This window comes from Acinetobacter minutum (genome assembly GCF_035916735.1).
Classification (GTDB): Bacteria; Pseudomonadota; Gammaproteobacteria; order Pseudomonadales; family Moraxellaceae; genus Acinetobacter.
This window is the reverse complement of the sequence record NZ_JAQIHG010000009.1, coordinates 42,632-61,803: the sequence shown is the minus strand read 5'-3', so window position 1 is coordinate 61,803 and position 19,172 is coordinate 42,632. Positions and strand designations below refer to the sequence as shown.

Annotated in this window: 18 protein-coding genes and 1 tRNA gene; 7 read left to right on the top strand and 12 right to left on the bottom strand. The window is 46.5% G+C overall.

All coding sequences use genetic code 11. The features are described from left to right. Nucleotides 1-23 precede the first annotated feature (23 nt). Both PAE54_RS05695 and PAE54_RS05690 read right to left on the bottom strand, forming a co-directional pair. Nucleotides 24-1,310: a sensor histidine kinase gene (locus tag PAE54_RS05695; RefSeq protein ID WP_326518748.1), complete on the bottom strand. Its 1,287-nt coding sequence runs from the start codon at nucleotides 1,308-1,310 to the stop codon at nucleotides 24-26. Between the two features lie 179 nt (nucleotides 1,311-1,489). Beyond that, nucleotides 1,490-1,576 (bottom strand) — tRNA-Leu (locus tag PAE54_RS05690). Between the two features lie 190 nt (nucleotides 1,577-1,766). On the opposite strand from PAE54_RS05690, the gene queA reads away from it, so the two are divergent. The 7 genes from queA (at nucleotide 1,767) to secF (ending at nucleotide 9,091) form a co-directional block, all read left to right on the top strand. Further along, nucleotides 1,767-2,798, top strand: a complete 1,032-nt coding sequence (gene queA, locus PAE54_RS05685) for a tRNA preQ1(34) S-adenosylmethionine ribosyltransferase-isomerase QueA (protein WP_326518747.1) — start codon at nucleotides 1,767-1,769, stop codon at nucleotides 2,796-2,798. A 10-nt stretch (nucleotides 2,799-2,808) separates the two neighbouring features. Continuing rightward, nucleotides 2,809-3,837 carry a hypothetical protein gene (locus PAE54_RS05680; protein ID WP_326518746.1) on the top strand — a complete coding sequence of 343 codons (1,029 nt, stop codon included), beginning with the start codon at nucleotides 2,809-2,811 and terminating at the stop codon, nucleotides 3,835-3,837. Between the two features lie 20 nt (nucleotides 3,838-3,857). Further along, nucleotides 3,858-4,421, top strand: a complete 564-nt coding sequence (locus tag PAE54_RS05675) for a LemA family protein (RefSeq protein ID WP_326518745.1) — start codon at nucleotides 3,858-3,860, stop codon at nucleotides 4,419-4,421. A gap of 178 nt (nucleotides 4,422-4,599) precedes the next feature. After that, the gene (gene tgt, locus PAE54_RS05670; protein WP_326518744.1) at nucleotides 4,600-5,730 is read left to right on the top strand and encodes a tRNA guanosine(34) transglycosylase Tgt; all 1,131 of its coding nucleotides are present in this window, start codon (nucleotides 4,600-4,602) and stop codon (nucleotides 5,728-5,730) included. A gap of 102 nt (nucleotides 5,731-5,832) precedes the next feature. Beyond that, the gene (gene yajC / locus PAE54_RS05665; RefSeq protein ID WP_326518743.1) at nucleotides 5,833-6,162 is read left to right on the top strand and encodes a preprotein translocase subunit YajC; all 330 of its coding nucleotides are present in this window, start codon (nucleotides 5,833-5,835) and stop codon (nucleotides 6,160-6,162) included. A 53-nt stretch (nucleotides 6,163-6,215) separates the two neighbouring features. Next, nucleotides 6,216-8,114 carry a protein translocase subunit SecD gene (secD, locus tag PAE54_RS05660; protein ID WP_273778490.1) on the top strand — a complete coding sequence of 633 codons (1,899 nt, stop codon included), beginning with the start codon at nucleotides 6,216-6,218 and terminating at the stop codon, nucleotides 8,112-8,114. Nucleotides 8,115-8,122: 8 nt separating this feature from the next. Then, the gene (secF, locus tag PAE54_RS05655; protein ID WP_326518742.1) at nucleotides 8,123-9,091 is read left to right on the top strand and encodes a protein translocase subunit SecF; all 969 of its coding nucleotides are present in this window, start codon (nucleotides 8,123-8,125) and stop codon (nucleotides 9,089-9,091) included. A 46-nt stretch (nucleotides 9,092-9,137) separates the two neighbouring features. Here the strand turns inward: secF and PAE54_RS05650 are convergent, their stop codons facing one another. The 10 genes from PAE54_RS05650 to ndk form a co-directional block, all read right to left on the bottom strand. Then, the gene (locus PAE54_RS05650; protein ID WP_326518741.1) at nucleotides 9,138-9,770 is read right to left on the bottom strand and encodes a 4'-phosphopantetheinyl transferase family protein; all 633 of its coding nucleotides are present in this window, start codon (nucleotides 9,768-9,770) and stop codon (nucleotides 9,138-9,140) included. Nucleotides 9,771-9,868: 98 nt separating this feature from the next. Then, a complete protein-coding gene (gene der, locus PAE54_RS05645; protein WP_273778487.1) occupies nucleotides 9,869-11,278 on the bottom strand; it encodes a ribosome biogenesis GTPase Der in 1,410 nt (469 codons plus the stop codon). A gap of 168 nt (nucleotides 11,279-11,446) precedes the next feature. Next, complete coding sequence (bamB, locus tag PAE54_RS05640; protein WP_326518740.1) at nucleotides 11,447-12,595, bottom strand: outer membrane protein assembly factor BamB; 1,149 nt, start codon at nucleotides 12,593-12,595, stop codon at nucleotides 11,447-11,449. Continuing rightward, nucleotides 12,595-13,299, bottom strand: a complete 705-nt coding sequence (locus PAE54_RS05635) for a YfgM family protein (RefSeq protein ID WP_273778485.1) — start codon at nucleotides 13,297-13,299, stop codon at nucleotides 12,595-12,597. The genes bamB and PAE54_RS05635 overlap by 1 nt, the downstream gene beginning before the upstream one ends. A 29-nt stretch (nucleotides 13,300-13,328) precedes the next feature. Next, nucleotides 13,329-14,621: a histidine--tRNA ligase gene (hisS, locus tag PAE54_RS05630; RefSeq protein ID WP_326518739.1), complete on the bottom strand. Its 1,293-nt coding sequence runs from the start codon at nucleotides 14,619-14,621 to the stop codon at nucleotides 13,329-13,331. After that, nucleotides 14,618-15,733: a flavodoxin-dependent (E)-4-hydroxy-3-methylbut-2-enyl-diphosphate synthase gene (gene ispG / locus PAE54_RS05625; protein WP_273778483.1), complete on the bottom strand. Its 1,116-nt coding sequence runs from the start codon at nucleotides 15,731-15,733 to the stop codon at nucleotides 14,618-14,620. Before ispG ends, hisS begins: the two co-directional genes overlap by 4 nt. Before the next feature lie 22 nt (nucleotides 15,734-15,755). Then, nucleotides 15,756-16,544, bottom strand: a complete 789-nt coding sequence (locus tag PAE54_RS05620; protein ID WP_326518738.1) for a helix-turn-helix domain-containing protein — start codon at nucleotides 16,542-16,544, stop codon at nucleotides 15,756-15,758. Further along, complete coding sequence (gene pilW, locus PAE54_RS05615; RefSeq protein ID WP_326518737.1) at nucleotides 16,535-17,296, bottom strand: type IV pilus biogenesis/stability protein PilW; 762 nt, start codon at nucleotides 17,294-17,296, stop codon at nucleotides 16,535-16,537. The genes PAE54_RS05620 and pilW overlap by 10 nt, the downstream gene beginning before the upstream one ends. 65 nt (nucleotides 17,297-17,361) lie before the next feature. Further along, nucleotides 17,362-18,597: a dual-specificity RNA methyltransferase RlmN gene (rlmN, locus tag PAE54_RS05610; RefSeq protein WP_273778480.1), complete on the bottom strand. Its 1,236-nt coding sequence runs from the start codon at nucleotides 18,595-18,597 to the stop codon at nucleotides 17,362-17,364. A gap of 124 nt (nucleotides 18,598-18,721) precedes the next feature. Further along, nucleotides 18,722-19,153 (bottom strand): nucleoside-diphosphate kinase, encoded by a 432-nt coding sequence (gene ndk, locus PAE54_RS05605; RefSeq protein WP_326518736.1) that lies wholly within the window; start codon nucleotides 19,151-19,153, stop codon nucleotides 18,722-18,724. Nucleotides 19,154-19,172: the final 19 nt, after the last annotated feature.

The following is a 19,172-nucleotide window of genomic DNA, read 5'->3' as shown; positions in this document are numbered from 1 at the left end:
GAAAACGGAGTTTGGGAAATGAATTATGCCATTTTTACCGAGGGATCGATTTGGTTTTGTGAAGATTGTTCATCATTTAGACATTGAGTACTCTCCTGCACCGCAGGCAACAGCACCGTAAAAAGACTCCCTTCCCCCTCTTTCGAAGTCACGTGAATTTCCCCATGGTTCAGGTCAATAAACCGCTTACATAGCACCAGCCCCAGCCCGGTTCCTTTCTCCCCAGCCGTTCCCTGAAAGCTGACCGCAATTTGCGGTTCAAACAATTTAGCCAGCTGAGCCTCCGTCATGCCCAGACCGGTATCCTGAATCATAATCTCGACCTGCTGTTCTCGCTGTCGCGCAGAGATCACCACCTTGCCACTCCCATCCATATGGGTAAATTTCAGCGCATTCGAAACCAGATTTTGAACGACCGAGGTGATCATATTGATATCGGCAAAGACTTTAAGTTCGTCAGGGACTTGATCAATCAGCTGGATATTTTTCCTTACCGCCAAGGAATTCAATACCGAACAAACAATATTCGATACCTGTTTCAGATTAAAACTAATCGGATGATAGACAAAACGCCCACCCTCAGCCATTGCCCAATTCAGTAGGCCCTCTAACAGGTTATAGGTCGATTGCGCAGTATCATGTAAATAATCGGCGATATTTTGGATTGCAGGCTCATCGAGCGTTTCACGTTCCTGAGCCAACACCTCTGAAAACCCTAACAGACCATGAAACGGCGCACGCAAATCATGTGCGATTACCTGCAAAAATTTCGTCTTACTAAAATTGAGGGCACGTTGCTGCTCATACAAGTCTTGTAATTCTGCATGTTCAAATTTCAGGGTCAGATAAGGAACCAAACTCGCACTAAATTCACTGACGAGCTGTTTCTGCTCAGCGCTAAAGCGATGAGGCTGCTCATCGAAAAAAACCACTTGCCCGATAGAACCATGATCTGCTTTCTGTAAATCTATGGCCAGCGCACGTTGATGCATCACGCCCAGCTGTCGCAAATGGGTACAAAAGTCGGCATAGCGTGGATGTGATTCATCCATCATAAACTGACCCGCAAAGAAAGGCGCAAGCGTTGTATTTGGTTGTGCCCGTACAGCATGGAACTGGTTAGGAGCTGCATGCCAGAAATAAGGTTCATCATGAAAAAAAAGTAGTGCTTTTTCTGCAGAGAGCATTTTACGCGCCAGGTTTAAAAAACCCTCAACCTGATTATGCGGAGTAAAGACGCCTAATAGGAGGGAAAGTCTGCATGCACTGAGCTGATCGGCCTGACCAATCTCTAATAAGGCTAATCCCATGCTTTCCCTCATCCAGTGACTTAACAAAACCTCTGCAACAGATGATTGCAATAAGGCTCATAGAGCATTGCAAATTTCTTACTGAATGACAATAAAAAAACATCAACGCAAGAGTGATCTTGGAAGATTTTGATTTAAAATTTAGGATTTTTTTAACATATCTTAAAGGAGATAAGATATGGTCCCGAGGGTCGGACTCGAACCGACACGTCATCTCTGACAGCGGATTTTGAGTCCGCCGCGTCTACCAATTTCACCACCTCGGGAAGAGAAGGTTTGTAGCTTGTGATGCGTATAATACTCGGTTTTTTTTCACTGTCAATCACAACACAATACCGGTTGATTAATTTTAAACCATAAAGACTATTTTTGTACTAAAAATCAGCAAATCCGCCGTTTTTAAAGGGAAATGTTTATAATGCCGGATAATTTTCTGCTCTATTCCCTATCAAAATCATGCAACTTTCTGATTTTAGCTTTGATCTTCCAGACGAACTTATTGCACGTTATCCCCTTGCAGAACGCAGCGCGTCTCGCCTGCTGCATCTTGATGCGACAGGTCAGTATCATGACTTGCTCTTTAAGAATCTGGTTGAGCTGTTAAATCCGGGTGACCTTTTGGTCTTGAATGATACCAAAGTCATGAAAGCACGCCTAAAAGGGAAAAGAGCCAGTGGCGGTGCCGTGGAAGTTTTGGTAGAACGCATGCTAGATCAGCATGTTGCTCATTGTCATATCAAAGCCAGCAATTCCCCAAAAGCCGGGGTGGAATTATTTATTGGCCCGGATGCCATCAAAGTTACAGTACAGGGCCGTCATGAAAATCTGTATATCGTAGAATTTTCACACCCCATTCTCGATGTGCTGGATCAATATGGTCAACTGCCGATCCCACCTTATTTCAATCGCGAAGCGGAAGCGATTGATACTGAGCGCTATCAGACGGTATTTCATGATCCGACTAAAATCGCCAGTGTGGCTGCACCCACTGCCAGCTTGCATTTCGATGAAGCATTACTGACTGCACTGCAAAACAAAGGCATCGAACAAACCTTCGTGACTTTACATGTGGGTGCAGGGACGTTTATGCCGGTACGTACCGAGGATATTGCCAATCACGTCATGCACAGCGAATGGTGTCAGGTACCTGAAACAGCCGTAGAAAAAATTCGTGCTGCCAAAGCACGTGGCAACAAGGTGATTGCCGTAGGTACTACTGCAACCCGTGCTGTAGAAAGTGCCGCACAAGCGCATGGGGGCGAACTTGCGGCCTGGAGTGGAGATACACAAATTTTCATTTATCCAGGTTATGAGTTTAAGGTGGTGGATCGTCTGATCACCAATTTCCATTTACCGGAGTCTACCCTGCTCATGCTGGTTTCAGCACTCTCTAGCCGGGACAACATCTTACGCGCTTATGAACATGCCGTGGCCGAGCGCTATCGCTTCTTCAGTTATGGCGATGCCATGCTGATCGATAAAGCCTGAGTACTCCCCCATGCCGATCGACAACATCAAGCGTACGATTCACCTGCGTCGCAGAAAGAACCAGCGAATCATGCAAAATGTCGCTCGGCTTTGGGAACTGGGCAAACAGGCGCAATCCCATCAAGAACTTCTGGAAGGTTTACATCCTTGGGGGACAGATAACCAGTTACGCTTTGACAATGTGCTTCCCATCCTGCTGGCTGTGATTGCAGGATGTTGTTTACTCAGTATCTGGATTCTGCCAGCAGGTCTCCCGTCACATCTGGCCTTCTGGCTGGCACTTGGCCTGGGGTTCTACAGCTATCTCACCTATGAACAGAGCTCACCGATTGCTGAGGTCATCGAGTTTCTTGAACAGCAAACTATTACTCAAAAATATAGTTTTCAGTTTTATCAGACACCTGTGCATATCAGCATGCCGGTACAACCCTCTCTCTTTCAGGCCTATCTGAAAAATCTGTTTCCCCTCTTTCAGCAGGGTCAGGTGTCAAACACCATTCCCGTCTATGCCAGTACTGTCTGGACTGATGATCAGGGACAGCAATACCCCGTACTGCTATTTCAATATCATTTCGTCAATGAAATCCGCATGCGGGATCGGAACGGCAACGAAACCAAAGTCAAAGAGGTTCATAAAGATCTTTGGGGCGTGTTTATTTTTCAAGTCGCTGCACAAGGTCTGGCCGTCACGTCTTCCCGCAAAACATTTGAATTTCCGTACCTGCATGACTGGCATACCAGCGACATCCAAATCAACCAGAAATTACGGATTTTTGGTGCCAATCCCCTGCAGCTGGCCAAGACACTGACTCCCGCGATGGTACTGCGTCTCGATCAATTATTTGCAACACGTTCCGGTGATTTACTCCTGCACCCGGAACAGCCAGTGTTATGCTTTTTGGGTGAGCAGGATCTTTTTAAAATTTCCACAAAAACGCAGAATATCGATGATATTTCCAAATTGCGCGGCCATTTGCGTACTTTCCGTCTGGCGGAATATGAGAACTTACAACGCGACTTAATCGCGTTTTTAAAATAACGATACATCGAGGTTTTTTTATGGGGCTAATCATTTTCTTGCTGCTGATGCTGGCATTGGGCATTGCAGCCATCGTGATTCGTAACAATATCATTCGTCATCACAACGCGACACAGCGCGCTTGGGCGGATGTCGCCACCTATGAACGCCAGAAAGTCAAAGTGCTGGACGGCCTGGCGCCACTGGTGGAACAATATGCCGGTTTTGAAAAAGGCACACTGGAAAAAGTCACCGAGTTACGCCAGCAAATCATGACGTTGAATCTGGACAACACCGATATCTCACAGTTACAACGCATCGAGTCGCTCAATAAAGAACTGATGCAAAGCCTGCATGTAGTGGTGGAAAACTACCCGGAACTGAAAGCCAATGAAGTCTATCTGCGCATGATGAACGAAATTGATGAGCAGAATGAGAATGTCAGCGCGGCGATTAGTATTTTCAACCGCAATGTTGAATTGTTTAACAATCATATCCAGATTTTCCCAAACAATATCGTGAACACTGTCACAGCGGGGAAAAAACCGATCCGTTCTTTCCGCGACAACAACCTGCAAAATTTTGACTACCGTCCTAATTTTTAACGCTCTGCACCACCGATCTGCAATGCAATTCAAGCGCCTTTCAGGCGCTTTTTCTCTACTGAAAATTTACCGGGCGCTTACATTTAACAGTGGCACTCGGGGGCAGAATCAAGGACAATAACGCTCTTTGACAGAAATTAATCAGCGAACTGTTTTTTCGCCTTGATTTGGATGCGGTATGGAATTTGAAAAATTAGGCCAGTCGGGTCGTGCCCGTCGTGGTCGTCTCACCCTTGAACACGGCGTGGTTGAAACTCCGGTTTTTATGCCTGTGGGCACCTATGGTACGGTCAAAGGCATGTTGCCTCGTGATATTGAAGAAATTCAGGCACAAATTATTTTAGGCAATACTTTCCACTTATATCTCCGTCCAGGTCTAGAAGTCATCAAAGAACATGGTGGCCTGCATGAATTTATTAAATGGAACAAGCCGATTCTGACCGATTCAGGCGGCTTCCAGGTGTTTAGCTTGGGGGCCATGCGCAAAATCAAAGAAGAAGGCGTGACCTTCCGCTCACCGATTGATGGTTCCAAAGTGTTTTTATCCCCTGAAATCTCGATGGATATTCAGCACACCCTGAATTCTGACATCGTCATGATTTTTGATGAATGCACGCCTTATCCAGCCACCCATGAAGAAGCACAAAAATCCTTGCAGCTGTCATTACGCTGGGCGAAACGTTGTAAAACTCAACATCACGACGTACTGAACAATAAAAATGCCCTGTTCGGTATTATTCAGGGCGGAATGTATGAAGATTTACGCGATGAATCCCTCAACGGCCTACTCGAAATCGGTTTTGACGGCTATGCGATTGGCGGTCTATCCGTTGGCGAACCCAAAGAGGAAATGATCAAGGTTCTGGATTATTTACCGCACAAAATGCCAGAGGACAAACCACGTTACCTGATGGGCGTCGGAAAACCGGAAGATATCGTGGAAGCGGTGCGCCGCGGGGTCGATATGTTCGACTGCGTGATGCCAACGCGTAATGCACGTAATGGCCATTACTTTGTCACCGACGGTTTGGTACGTATCCGTAACAGCAAATATCGTCACGATCAAAGTCCACTGGATCCACATTGCGATTGCTATACCTGCCAGAACTTTACCCGTGCCTATCTGTTCCATCTGGAAAAATGCGGTGAAATGTTAGCGTCGATGCTGGGTACAATCCACAATTTGCGCTACTACCAACGCCTGACTCAAGGCATGCGGGATGCACTGGATAACGGCACCTTTGATGAATTCGTCACAGACTTTTATGCACGCCGTGGTCTCGAAGTTCCCCCTTGTCCAATGGACTGATCCGGGCAAATTTGCGCTCAACGCAAAGACAGGGTAAATTGCAGAACAAGTCGAATCACGTCATCCTTTGACGACAATTTTAGTTAAATTTAGGAATATAAAATGAGCCTGTTTATTTCTACTGCTCACGCTGCTGGCGAAGCTGCTCAACAACCAAGTCTGGTAGCAAACCTGCTGATGATTGCAGCATTCGTTGCGATCTTCTACTTCTTGATCTGGCGTCCACAAGCAAAACGTGCCAAAGAGCACCGCACTTTGGTGGAAAGCCTGGGTGTAGGCAGTGAAGTGGTATTTGCAGGTGGTTTAATGGGTAAAATTACCAAGATTGAAGGTGACTTCGCTGCAGTTGAATTGAGCCGTGGCGTAGAGGTCAAAATCCAGCGTGCCAGCGTGATTTCAGTCTTGCCTGAAGGCACCTTAAATAACATCTAATCAAAAAACAGTCGTGCACCCCGCACGGCTTTTTCATTTTAAGAAGAAAGCAAATGCGTTATCCAGCATGGAAATATCTACTGATCATTGTCGTACTTGTGATCAGTACATTATACGCACTGCCAAGTTTGTACCCTGATGAACCTGCTGTGCAGATCTCAGGTGCTAAGGCGGGCACTCAGATTGATCAGAGTGTGGTACAAAAAGCAGCGCAAATTTTAAAAAGCGAAAATATTAGTACGCACGATAATAGCTTCACCAATAATGCCGCCCTGTTACGTCTTGATTCTACCGAAGCCCAGCTTAAAGCCAAGGATGCCTTACGCCGTGGTCTGGGTGAAAACTACGTGGTGGCTTTAAACCTTGCACCGACGACGCCAGAATGGCTACAAAAAATTGGTGCAAAACCGATGAAGCTCGGTCTCGACTTGCGTGGTGGTGTTCACTTCTTGCTTGAAGTGGATATGGATAAGGCCATCCAGCAACGTCTAGAAACCTCGGCGACAGATTTACGCCGCCAGTTACGTGACAACAAAATTAAATTCAACAGTCTCAGTCTGAATAACAATGCCATTACTGTTCAGTTTGCCAATAATGCAGACCGTACAGCCGCGATGGACTTCCTGCGCAGCAATGGCAATGAATTTACCCAGCAGGCGCTGGCGACTGCCAACGGCTCAATGCTGAAATTGACCTATAGCGATGTACGCAAACAGGAAATTCAGTCCTATGCCGTCAACCAGAACTTAACCACATTACGTAACCGTATTAACGAACTCGGTGTGGCGGAAGCACTGGTACAAACCCAAGGTAGCAACCGTATTGTAGTGGAACTACCAGGGGTACAGGATACTGCTGAGGCGAAACGTGTTCTTGGTCGTACTGCAAACCTTGAATTCCGCTTGGTGTCTGATCTGAATGATCAATATATCGATCCTTATACCGGTAAAGCCAATCAGCCACTGCCACCGGGTACCGAAGCATTTGCCTATCGTTCACTAGATAGCGGTCAACAGCTCCTGTTAAACCGTAACCGTATCTTGACCGGTGAACGTGTACAAAATGCCAGCTCTGGCTTTAGCCAGGATACGGGCGGCGCTGAAGTCAACATTACCCTGGACAGTGCCGGCGGTAAACTGATGGCAGATGCAACGCGTAATGCCGTCGGTAAACGTATGGCTGTTCTGTTTATTGAGAACAAACAAAAAATCAGCTATGTGACCGATCCAAAAACCGGTGTTCAAACTGAAGTACGTACTCCATATGCTGAATCGGTCGTCATTAATGCTGCGACGGTACAAGCCGTGCTGGGCTCACAATTCCGTATTACGGGTCTGGATTCACCACAAGAAGCAGCTGAACTGGCCTTGATGTTACGTGCGGGTGCCCTTGCTGCACCAATGTACTTCGTCGAAGAACGTGTTGTTGGTCCAAGCCTCGGTCAGGAAAATATTGATAAAGGCGTCCTTTCAACACAAATCGGTTTCTTGCTGGTTGCGATCTGGATGGTGGTGTTCTTCCGTTTGTTCGGTCTGATTGCCAACTTTGCTCTGGTGTTTAACCTCGCGATGATCTTAACCGTCATGTCATGGATTGGTGCTTCACTAACCCTACCAGGGATTGCCGGTATCGTGATCACCATCGGTATGGCGGTCGATGCCAACGTTCTGATCTGCGAACGGATCAGGGAAGAAATGAAATGGGGGGCCTCGCCAAAACAGGCGATTGTGGCGGGTTATGACCGCGCCTATAACACCATTTTTGACTCCAACCTGACGACATTCCTTGTTGCCTTCATTCTGTTTGCAATTGGTTCTGGCCCGATTAAAGGTTTTGCAGTCACGTTGATGATCGGTATCGTCTGCTCGATGTTTACTGCGATTACCGTAACCCGTGCCATTGTGCAGCTCATTTATGGCAAACGCCGTAATTTGAGCAAGTTGAGCATATAAGGAGATCTATGATGACTGATGTGACTCAAGCACAAAAAGCCAAACAATATGGTCGCCCAGATGATGAGCGCGTGATTGACTTTATGAAGATTGCTCGCCCTGCGGCAATCCTCTCGATCATTCTGACTTTGGCCAGCCTGTTTTTTATCGCAACCAAAGGTCTAAATTTAGGTCTCGACTTTACTGGTGGTATTTCAGCTGAGTTGAAATACGAAAAAGCGGTCAACCAGACTCAGGTGATTCAAGCCCTGGATCAGGCTGGATTCAAAGATGCTGTGGTGCAAACCCTGGGCAGTAATACCGATCTGATTGTGCGCATGCCAGTGCAGGATGTGAAAGTTGAAGACCTGAACAACAGCTTGAATAAAGCGATCCAATTACCGGGTAATGCGGCTACCTTGCATAAGGTGGACTCTGTCGGTGGTCAGGTCGGGAATGAGCTCTATATCCGTTCTGCAGGGGCTGTTGCATTGGCACTATTACTGATGCTGGTATATGTGACCATCCGCTTTGAACTCAAAATGGCGATTGGTGCAGTACTCTCCCTGTTCCACGACATTATCATGACCTTGGGTATTTTTGCCCTGATGCAGTGGCCATTTGACCTGACGGTGTTGGCGGCGGTATTGGCCGTGATCGGTTTCTCACTCAACGATAATATCGTGGTATCGGATCGTATCCGGGAAAACTTCCGTAAGATTCGTGGTGCTGAACCGCGTGAAATCGTCAATATTGCCTTGACTGAAACCTTACGCCGTACCATTCATACCTCGATGACCCTGTTACTGGTCGTGGTTGCCATGATGGTGCTCGGGGGTGAAGGACTATGCTGGTTCTCCGTCGCGATGTTTGTCGGTGTATTTGTCGGGACCTACTCTTCGATTTATATCGGAACCGCTTTTGCCTTATGGCGTGGCCTGAACCGTCAAGACTTTATTGTGCAAGTCAAACCAGAATTTGAAGATGATTTACCTTAATCCGGTTGCACTTTGTTCATTTAAGCCCATCTTCGGATGGGCTTTTTTAATGCTGAAATAGTTCGATTTGCGGCCATTCCGATTCAGTTTGCCCCTCCCCAAGACACCAGGCAACTGTCAGCATGACCTGATTCAACACAAAGTTCTGATAAGCCACCTTGCCTAACAAGACATGTTCAATCTGCCCTTTATCTTGTGTGGGATGCACTTGGGTATTCAGTTCATTCAGGCTCAGGCGAATACCCAACCCATGTGCTTTTAACACCGCCTCCTTGGTCGTCCAGACCTTAAACCAGTAATGACGATCCTCATCCAAGGCTTTCCAAGTGGCATATTCCTCGGGATGAAAGGCATGCTGTGCTAAGGCATCCATCCGTACACGGCGGTTGAGATCCTCAACGTCTACGCCCACATGGGCATGCTGTACACTGCTGACCAACGCATAATGCTGCTGGCTATGCGAGTGGTTAAATACCAAAATCTGATTTTTCAGATAAGGCTTACCATGAAGCGTATGGGCGAAACTATCCTGCTCAATCCGCTGTCCACTCAGCTGACTCAGACACTGGTTGCGATAGGCATATATTGCCTGTTTACGCTGCTGGATCATGGTCGGACGGGGCAAGGATACATCCGGCTGATAAATTAGGTCTAAGGCACATAGATCAATGCGTAGCATCTCTGATTCCCCATCACAACTTTCAGGTGAGTATAGGCGGTTTTCCCACAAAATAAAAAAAGCCCAAACTACGTTTGGGCTTTGCGAGCGCTGAAAAATTAGCGTTTAAACTTTTTCTCAGCTTTTTTGAACTTCTGGATATAACGGCGGCGACGTGCGGCAGTACGCTCATCCACTTGCGACTTACGCCCTTCAAACGGGTTTTCCGAAGTTTTGAAATCGATACGAACCGGTGTACCTTCCAGTTTGTAAACTTTACGGAACACGTTTTCCAGATAACGGCGATAGTCTGCCGGCGTTTTATCTACCTTGTTACCATGGATAACAATCGTCGGTGGGTTTTGTCCACCCATATGCGCATAACGCATTTTAATGCGGCGGCCAGAAACCATCGGTGGCTGATGCGCTTCAGTGGCATCATTCAAAATCTGGGTCAGTTTCGCTGGTGATACTTTCAGATGTGAAGAATCATAAGCACGATGAATCGACGGATACATCTCGCCAACACCGGTACCATGCAAAGCAGAAATCAGGTGAATTTTCGCCCAAGGAATAAAGTCGAAACGGCGTTCTACATCGAGCTTACATTGTTTGCGATCATATTCGGACATGTTGTCCCATTTGTTGATCGCAATCACCATAGCACGGCCCGCTTCTAGTGCATAACCAATGAGGTGCAAGTCCTGCTCGACAATCCCCTCACGGGCATCAACGACAATCACCACCACATGCGCATCTTTCATCGCCTGCAAGGTTTTTACGATTGAGAATTTCTCAATCATTTCATCTACTTTACCTTTACGGCGCACACCAGCGGTGTCAATCAGGGTGTACTGACGACCATCACGCTCAAAAGGAATATAGATTGAGTCACGGGTAGTTCCCGGCTGGTCAAAGGCAACAACGCGCTCTTCACCCAATAGACGGTTCACCAGCGTCGATTTACCCACGTTTGGACGACCAATAATCGCCAGACGCAAGCCAGTGTTCTTGTCATGTTCTTCTGGATTTTCATCTTCAGGCACATCAGCCAAGACTTCTTCCAGCATTTGCTGTACACCGCGGCCATGGCTCGCGGCCACTTGCATCGGCTCGCCCATACCGAGTTTATAAAACTCAACCAGTGCAGCTTCTGCATGCACGCCATCTACTTTGTTGGCGACCAGAAAAACTTTTTTACCTAAAGTACGCAGTTCACGGGCGATCTGTTCATCAGAGGCAAGCAGTCCGGCACGAGCATCGACCACAAAAATGATCATGTCGGCTTCATGAATGGCGGTTTTAGACTGCTCCGCCATATAGGAGTCAATACCCCCTTCATTTTCACCAATACCACCGGTATCAACCACGATGAATGATTTATTCTGATAAACAGCATCACCATATTTACGGTCACGGGTCAGACCGGCAAAGTCGGCCACAAGTGCATCACGACTTTTGGTAATCTGGTTAAACAACGTTGATTTTCCGACGTTCGGACGACCAATGAGCGCAATTACGGGTTTCATAGATTAACCTTTATTCAAGATCAGCCAGTGAGACTGGTCTGAACATCAGAAACAATAGCAGAAATAATAAATTAGAGAATTAAATAAAACACGGGGCATTGAACTGATTCAAATACCCCGTGTTTAAAAATACGGATTGTGCTTAGTTTAACATAAGGCAGCAGAAAATTAACGATTCTGCCAAACGCTTAACGCCCCCTTGCGAGTAGAAACATACAATTGATTGTCAATTACACGTAACGAACGTACTTCACCGCTGGTTTTCGAACGCCCCACTAGCTGACCTGAATTTGGATCCAACAGATGTAATACCCCATCCAGATCACCGACCACCAGATCAGAACCCAGCATCACGGGATTACTCAGCTGTCGGTTGAGCAGGCTATCGTTTTCCCATACTAATTGGCCTGTGCCGAGATCATAAGCCATCAACTTACCATCGGTTTTCGCGACAAAGACCTTATTATCAGCCACTTCCGGACGCTTGTTACTGCTGGCATCCTCGCTCCATACCACTTGCATCGCCGCTAAGTCAGTGACAGTAACTTGCCCCTGGAAACTGCTGGTGACCATGAAACGTCCAGCTACCACAGGATCACCATCAATATCATTCAGGCGCTGAATATCAGAACGACCATTATTGACTGCTACACGACGCTGCATACGAGGCACACCACTGAGCGCATCAATCGCGTACACATACGCATTCGAAGATGCTACCAAGATGGTTCGACCATCCAAATTCACAGGAGAAGCCAAACCACGCAGGCTGAACTGTGCATTCTGCAGTTTATAAGCCCAAACTTGCTGTCCAGTCGTCAGGTCATGTGCAAAAACTGTACCGTCATTCGCTAAAGTAATCACACGGCCAGCCTGAACCAATGAAGGTGACAACAACGCACCAGAGAGCTGGGCCTGCCATTTTTGTTCACCACTCGCCTGATCTAAGGCAAACAACTGCCCTTTCTGGTTGCCAACAATCACCAGACCTTCAGCAGCGGTCACACCGGAGCTCAGCCCCCGTTTGCTGACTTTCTTTTCCCAGATGCGCTGTTTGCCGCGATAGGCAGCCACTTCACCTTTCGGATCGAGTGCAAAAATCACACCATTATAGACATCCAGCTGCAAGCGCAATGGATCAGCTTGTTCTGTTGCACTCACGTCATGGCTAAAAACAGGAACCAGGCTTTTAGATTGAGCCAGCTTTGGCAACGGATTCGGTTTTGCTTCTTCAACTTTAATTTTGTTGCTCGAACAACCTACGAGCGCAATGGATAAAACGGCAAGCGCGAATGGAATTTTATATTTGCTATACATTATGAAGATTCATCCATTTGTGTTTTCAAAACTGGGCGTTCAATATCCGGATCTTCTACTAAAACGCCAACACTTTCGAGTTTAATTTGTAAAATTTGACGTTCTTGCTGACGCTCAAGTAACGCATTCCAGGCATTTTGATAGGCTTTTTTTGCACCTTCAATATCATTTTTTGCGACATATACATCACCACGCGCTTCTTCAGCAGTTGCCTTAAAAGCTGGATCAGTGACGTCATTCAGTGTTTTTAAGGCTTCTTCATATTTTTTTTGTGCCAGTTGAGCATACGCTAAACGCAATTTAACGATCTGTACCAAGCCCTGATCATCAAGCTTAGAATTTTCTACACGTTTCAAGGCTTTTTCCGCATGTGCATAATCGCCCTGCTCATAAGCAGCTTTCGCCAAAACCAACTGAGTCTGCAGGGCCTGTACAGAATCTGGCGTATCTTTTACGATTTTGTCGGCAGAGGCTGCAAGCTGGTTGAAGGCATTTTTATTTCCTGCCTGTGCATTGGCCTCATCCATTAACAATTGTACTTTGGCGGTTTGCTTTTGCGACTCTGCCAGATTTTTTTTCTGCCAATATTCCCAGCCGAAAAAGGCAATCAACGCAATTAAGACACCACTCACCATGGCTGAGCCATATTTTTTGGAGAATGATTTCAAATTATCGAGTTGCTCAGCATCACTTAACGCGCTCATGTGATTGTCCTTTTCTGCTGCTTTTTAGCTTATTGTGCAAGTTGTTGAATGAGGAATGGAACCAGTTCTGCCACAGCAACTTCGTACTGCTCGGCAGTCGCCAGCTGTTTCACGGCCAGTTGCTGTGCTTCCCACTCTCGCTCACCAAGAATCAGAGCATAAATCGCCCCGGATTGATCTGCTTTTTTCATCTGGCTTTTCAGACTACCTTGTGAACCGGCTTTCAGACGGATATTGCTTTTGGCTGCTTCCAACTGATTGCGGATTTGTTCAGCCAGCACCAAGGCTTTGCCCTGATAAGATGGGTCGGCCAACAGGAATACTTCACAATCGCGCACTGGAGTATTGTCTTGAACCTGTTCGAGCAGAAGCAACAAACGCTCCATGCCCATCGCAAAACCGACGGCTGGCACGGATTGATCTGCTTTGCCTTTTAACTGTCCCACCAAACCGTCATAACGGCCACCAGCACAGACGGTACCTTGTGAACCTAAATGCGTCGTAGTCCACTCAAACACAGTTTTGTTGTAATAATCCAGACCACGCACCAGTTTCTGGTTAATCACGAACTCTACACCGGCATCTGTTAAATACTGCTTTAAAGTTGCGAAGTGATTTAAGGTGTCTTCACCCATAAAATCATGCAGCTTCGGTGCATTTTCCAGAATCTGCTGGGTACGTTCGTTCTTTGAGTCCAAAATACGTAATGGATTGGTTTCTAGACGGCGCTGTGAATCTTCATCTAAAGCATCTTTATGCTGAGTCAAAAATTCAACCAGGGCTGCACGATAAGCAGCGCGCTCGTCACTTTCACCCAAGGTATTGAGTTCTAAACGGACTTTATCCGCCACACCCATACGCTGCCATAAACGTGCAGTCATCAGGATCAGTTCCGCATCCATGTCCGGTGTTGCCACACCAAAGGTCTCTACGCCAAACTGATGAAACTGACGATAGCGGCCTTTTTGCGGTTTTTCATAACGGAACATGGGTCCGATATACCAAACACGCGGGGTTGCACCACGTAACAGGTTATGTTCCAGCATGGCACGTACACAGCCTGCAGTGCCTTCCGGACGCAAGGTCAAGGACTCCGGCGGATTGCCTTTGTCTAGGAACGTGTACATTTCTTTTTCAACGATATCCGTTGCATCCCCAATCGAACGCTTGAACAAATTGGTCTGTTCAACCATCGGCAAACGAATTTGTTGATAGCCATAGGCATCCATCAGGGAAGCCAGTTGCTGTTCTAGACGTCTCCACGCAGGGGTCTGGGTTGGGAGAATGTCATTAAAACCTTTGATTGCGACGATTGAACTCATGATGAACTACGAATGATCTCTTTAGATTTAGCTTCTTCAAGCTCTTGAACACGTTGACGAACCATAGACTCGATTTCATCAACCAACTGATTGGTATCAATTAAATGGCTCTTCTCACCATTACGATACACCAATGAACGTGGGCTCGCCCCCACCACACCGATATCCGCCTCTTTGGCCTCACCTGGCCCGTTGACCTTGCAGCCAATCACAGAAACATCCATTGGGGTGCGCACATCTTCTAAGCGCTCTTCAAGCTGCTGCATCACGCTAATCACGTTAAATTCCTGACGTGAGCAGCTCGGGCAGGCAATAAAATTAATGCCGTTAGAACGCAAGCCAAGTGATTTCAGAATGTCGAAACCGACCTTGATTTCATCTTCCGGCTCGGCAGCGAGCGAAATACGCATGGTATCGCCAATGCCTTCGAGTAGCAGGCCACCGAGTGCGATCGCAGATTTTACTGTACCCGTACGATAAATTCCTGCTTCGGTTACACCCAAATGCAGTGGATTATCAATCTGTTTCGATAACAAACGGTAAGCATCCATGGTCAGGAATACATTCGATGCCTTAACCGAAACCTTGAACTCCTGGAAGTCCAAACGGTCTAAAATATCGATATGACGCATTGCCGACTCAAGCAATGCTTGTCCGGTTGGCTCGCCATATTTTTTCTGGATGTCTTTTTCCAATGAACCGGCATTCACCCCAATCCGCATGGAAATATCATGGTGTTTGGCAGCTGCCACGACTTCACGGATTTTCTGTTCTGAACCGATATTTCCTGGGTTAATTCGCAAACAGTCTGCGCCTAGGTCAGCAACCGCCAACGCAATTTTATAGTCAAAATGAATATCCGCAACCAATGGCACATCAACACGCTTACGAATTTCACCAAAGGCTTGTGCCGCTTCCATGGATGGAACGGAAACACGCATGATGTCTGCACCCGCATCAACACATCGCTGGATTTGCGCTACGGTGGCATCGACATCACAGGTTTCCGTATTGGTCATGCTCTGCACGCTAATCGGCGCATCACCACCTACATAGACAGAACCCACACGAATTTTGCGGGTTGGACGACGTTTAATTGGATTCTCAATCATTCTATCGCTCTACTGTTGCGAATTAGCGTGATAAACGGAAATCAGCCTGTCCGTTTACGGTATAAGGAGACAGGGAAATCTGTTCCTGGTTCAAAGTCAAAGAGACTGCAGTTGCGTCATCTAAACGGATCTGGAACGGAGACTGACCATTTAATGTTATTGTATTTGATTGGCGACCTGTTGCCAGTACCTTACCAGTTGAATCCACGATATGGATCGAAGTCGGACGGTTAAAACTCAAGACCAGCTGATCACCAGAAGTGCTATTGGCATTATCCAAAGATAAAACTTGAACATTGGATTGTGCAGCTTGTGAATTTGATGTGGTCTCTTTCTTTGATGACCAGTTCTGGATACCCATTACCGCCAATCCAATCACGAGCAGTACCAAGATCGCAATCGCTATGCGCTTGAACCACTTCTTTTTGCGATCACTGTTGGAACCTGGCAATTTCCCCATGATTTTAATCGGTGAATTGTTCAGGGCATGATTGGGTAATAGACCGGTATCATTGGCATAAATTTCATCAAAACGCTGAATAATCGCAGTGGCATCAGTTTTCAGCAATTTAGCATAAGAACGGTAATAGCCTTTGATAAAGGTCGCTTCTGGCAAGGCCTTATAATCATCTTGTTCTAAGGCCGTTAAAGTTTTTAATGGCATATTTAAAGCAGCTGCCGCATCCGCCAGCTCAAGTTTTTGAGCCACACGAATTTGACGCAAGTACTCACCCGGACGTTGAACATTTCCTAAAACATTAGGTGCTACGTTTGAACCAGTAGGTTGCTGTGAATTAGGATTTACTTCCATACGGCCTCAGTACTGTACTGTAATTGCAAATAACGTTGATATTCTTGGCTATCCGGGAACAAAGCACGTAACTGGTTCACCAGAATCTGCTTGTTCATGTCTTCACCATTGGCACGCGCAAGGCGAATACCTAACCAGAGTGCACGTGCACCTTGATTATTTTGTCCAACAGCCGTGACATACTGTTGATAGAGCTGGCTAGCTGCCGGTATTTGCTGCCGCAAATAAAAAATTTCTGACAACTCCAGCATCGAAACATAAGAATCACGGTTCACTTGTAATGCTTGTTTGAAAGCTTTTTCAGCTTTCTCTACATCACCCAGTTGCAGATAAATCCGTCCCAAATTCTCTAAGGCACGGAAACGCTGATCATATCCGAGTGTAGCTCCTGCGATACTGAGCTGTTCAATTGCTTCATTATAACGCTGAAGCTGATATAAATATGTCCCATAATTATTACGGGCTTGCGCATTTTGTGGATCAATCGAAATGGATTTACGGAAATACTCATCCGCTTTTTCCATGTTAAGCGGACTGCCTTCCTGCTGCAATAACACCCCCATCATCATATTGGCAGTGGCATCACGCGAATCCACCTCAAGTGCCTGATCGAGTGAGCGTTTTGCTGCATCCAGATCACCTTTGCGGATATATTCAGCAGCCAATTGAGTACGCACCTTAACCGATTTCTCCGGGTCTTTACTCATACCCGGAGTATGGGTCTGGCAACCTTGTACAATGAATGCCGACATACACACTGTAAATATTACAACTGACTTATACGCAGGCTTTCTCAATTGGTTTTTCCTCGGTTTTATTATCCTTGTGATCGCATAATTTCGTTACGCTGCGCAACTTTCTTTTTCCATTGCTCAGCTCGGCGGGTACGATCGGCCACCTGACCAACAAGCTGCCCACAAGCGGCATCAATATCGTCACCACGCGTTTGACGAATCGTACACACAAATCCGGCATCAGACAAAGTTTTTTGGAAAGAAATAATCCGGTTGCGGCTTGAACGCCCATAAGGTGCGTGCGGGAACGGGTTAAACGGAATCAGGTTAATTTTACTTGGTAAATTTTTTAACAATTTAATCAGCTGCTGGGCATGCTCAGGCTGATCATTCACCCCTTCCAGCATCACGTACTCAATGGTCACATGCTTACGTGCACTTTCATTGCCATCTTTAGCAATATAACGCTGGGCTGCCGCAATCAGTTCTTTTAAAGGATATTTTTTATTAATTGGCACCAATTCGTTGCGCAATTCATCATTCGGCGCGTGCAGGGAAATCGCCAAGGCCACATCGATATCCTGTGCCAACTGATCAATCATCGGCACCACACCGGAAGTTGACAATGTCACACGGCGTTTTGACATGCCATAAGCGAAGTCATCCAGCATGATCGACATTGAACTCAGTACAGCCTGATAATTCAGCAAAGGCTCACCCATACCCATCATTACCACATTCGTCACCGCACGGGTACGCTCAGCAACAGGGACATCCTCCACATAGGAATAGTTCGCCATCCACAGCTGACCGATAATTTCCGCCGGCGTCAAATCACGCTGAAAGCCTTGTTTTCCTGTTGAACAGAAAGAACAGTCGAGTGCACAGCCCACCTGAGAGGAAATACATAAAGTTTTACGTGAACCGGTTTTATCTTCAGCAGGGATCAGTACGGTTTCCACCAGAGATCCTTCACCCTCACCGACACGAAATACCCATTTACGGGTACCATCTTTGGAGTAATGACGATGCACCACTTCAAGTGGTTTGATTTCCGCAATCTGCTCCAGTTTGGCACGTAGCTTGCCCGAAATATTGCTCATTTCAGCAAAATCGGTCACAAAGTATTGATGAATCCATTTCATGACCTGACCGGCGCGAAACTTCTTTTCACCCAGTTCCTCAAAGAACTTTTCCAGCTCAGGACGCGACATGCCCAGTAAATTCACTTTTTTTACAGACGGTTGCTGTACGTGAGCGGACGAGGAATGTTGCTGTTCATCTGTATGTGCCGATGAAACGACCACTTCGGAACTCATGTGTATTACCTAAACCATGTCTTAGAAATGAAAACAATTCGCTCAATATTCAAGCAAACCATTCTGAAGAGAATAAAAAAACCAGATAAGTATAATAACACTTATCTGGTTTGAATGCTGCCGATTAACGAGTACGCGGGCAGATCTCAGTTTGAGCGAAGAAGTAAGAAATTTCGCGCTCTGCAGAAGCAACTGAATCAGAACCGTGAGCAGCGTTTTCATCGATGCTTACAGCGAAGTCTGCACGGATTGTACCAGGAGCCGCTTCTTTCGGGTTAGTTGCGCCCAAGATTTCACGGTGAGCAAGAACCGCGTTTTCGCCTTCAAGAACAGAAACAACCACTGGACCAGAAGTCATGAAAGCAACGAGGTCAGCAAAGAAACCACGTTCTTTGTGCTCAGCATAGAAGCCTTCAGCTTCAGCTTGAGAAAGGTGTTTCATTTTAGTCGCAACGATTTTAAGACCAGCTTTTTCGAAACGAGCAAAGATATCACCAACGTGGTTTTTACCCACTGCATCTGGCTTAACGATAGATAAAGTACGTTCAACTGCCATGATCGGCTCCTTAAGATTT

Bases quoted from the DNA above. Each gene is read 5' to 3' on its own strand.
- der (WP_273778487.1), bottom strand. From the start codon at position 11,278: ATGAAACCCGTAATTGCGCTCATTGGTCGTCCGAACGTCGGAAAATCA.
- tgt (WP_326518744.1), top strand. From the start codon at position 4,600: ATGGAATTTGAAAAATTAGGCCAGTCGGGTCGTGCCCGTCGTGGTCGT.
- PAE54_RS05695 (WP_326518748.1), bottom strand. From the start codon at position 1,310: ATGGGATTAGCCTTATTAGAGATTGGTCAGGCCGATCAGCTCAGTGCA.
- PAE54_RS05675 (WP_326518745.1), top strand. From the start codon at position 3,858: ATGGGGCTAATCATTTTCTTGCTGCTGATGCTGGCATTGGGCATTGCA.
- ispG (WP_273778483.1), bottom strand. From the start codon at position 15,733: ATGATTGAGAATCCAATTAAACGTCGTCCAACCCGCAAAATTCGTGTG.
- PAE54_RS05620 (WP_326518738.1), bottom strand. From the start codon at position 16,544: ATGGAAGTAAATCCTAATTCACAGCAACCTACTGGTTCAAACGTAGCA.
- hisS (WP_326518739.1), bottom strand. From the start codon at position 14,621: ATGAGTTCAATCGTCGCAATCAAAGGTTTTAATGACATTCTCCCAACC.
- secF (WP_326518742.1), top strand. From the start codon at position 8,123: ATGATGACTGATGTGACTCAAGCACAAAAAGCCAAACAATATGGTCGC.
- ndk (WP_326518736.1), bottom strand. From the start codon at position 19,153: ATGGCAGTTGAACGTACTTTATCTATCGTTAAGCCAGATGCAGTGGGT.
- yajC (WP_326518743.1), top strand. From the start codon at position 5,833: ATGAGCCTGTTTATTTCTACTGCTCACGCTGCTGGCGAAGCTGCTCAA.
- PAE54_RS05680 (WP_326518746.1), top strand. From the start codon at position 2,809: ATGCCGATCGACAACATCAAGCGTACGATTCACCTGCGTCGCAGAAAG.
- PAE54_RS05650 (WP_326518741.1), bottom strand. From the start codon at position 9,770: ATGCTACGCATTGATCTATGTGCCTTAGACCTAATTTATCAGCCGGAT.
- secD (WP_273778490.1), top strand. From the start codon at position 6,216: ATGCGTTATCCAGCATGGAAATATCTACTGATCATTGTCGTACTTGTG.
- bamB (WP_326518740.1), bottom strand. From the start codon at position 12,595: ATGTATAGCAAATATAAAATTCCATTCGCGCTTGCCGTTTTATCCATT.
- queA (WP_326518747.1), top strand. From the start codon at position 1,767: ATGCAACTTTCTGATTTTAGCTTTGATCTTCCAGACGAACTTATTGCA.
- PAE54_RS05635 (WP_273778485.1), bottom strand. From the start codon at position 13,299: ATGAGCGCGTTAAGTGATGCTGAGCAACTCGATAATTTGAAATCATTC.
- pilW (WP_326518737.1), bottom strand. From the start codon at position 17,296: ATGTCGGCATTCATTGTACAAGGTTGCCAGACCCATACTCCGGGTATG.
- rlmN (WP_273778480.1), bottom strand. From the start codon at position 18,597: ATGAGTTCCGAAGTGGTCGTTTCATCGGCACATACAGATGAACAGCAA.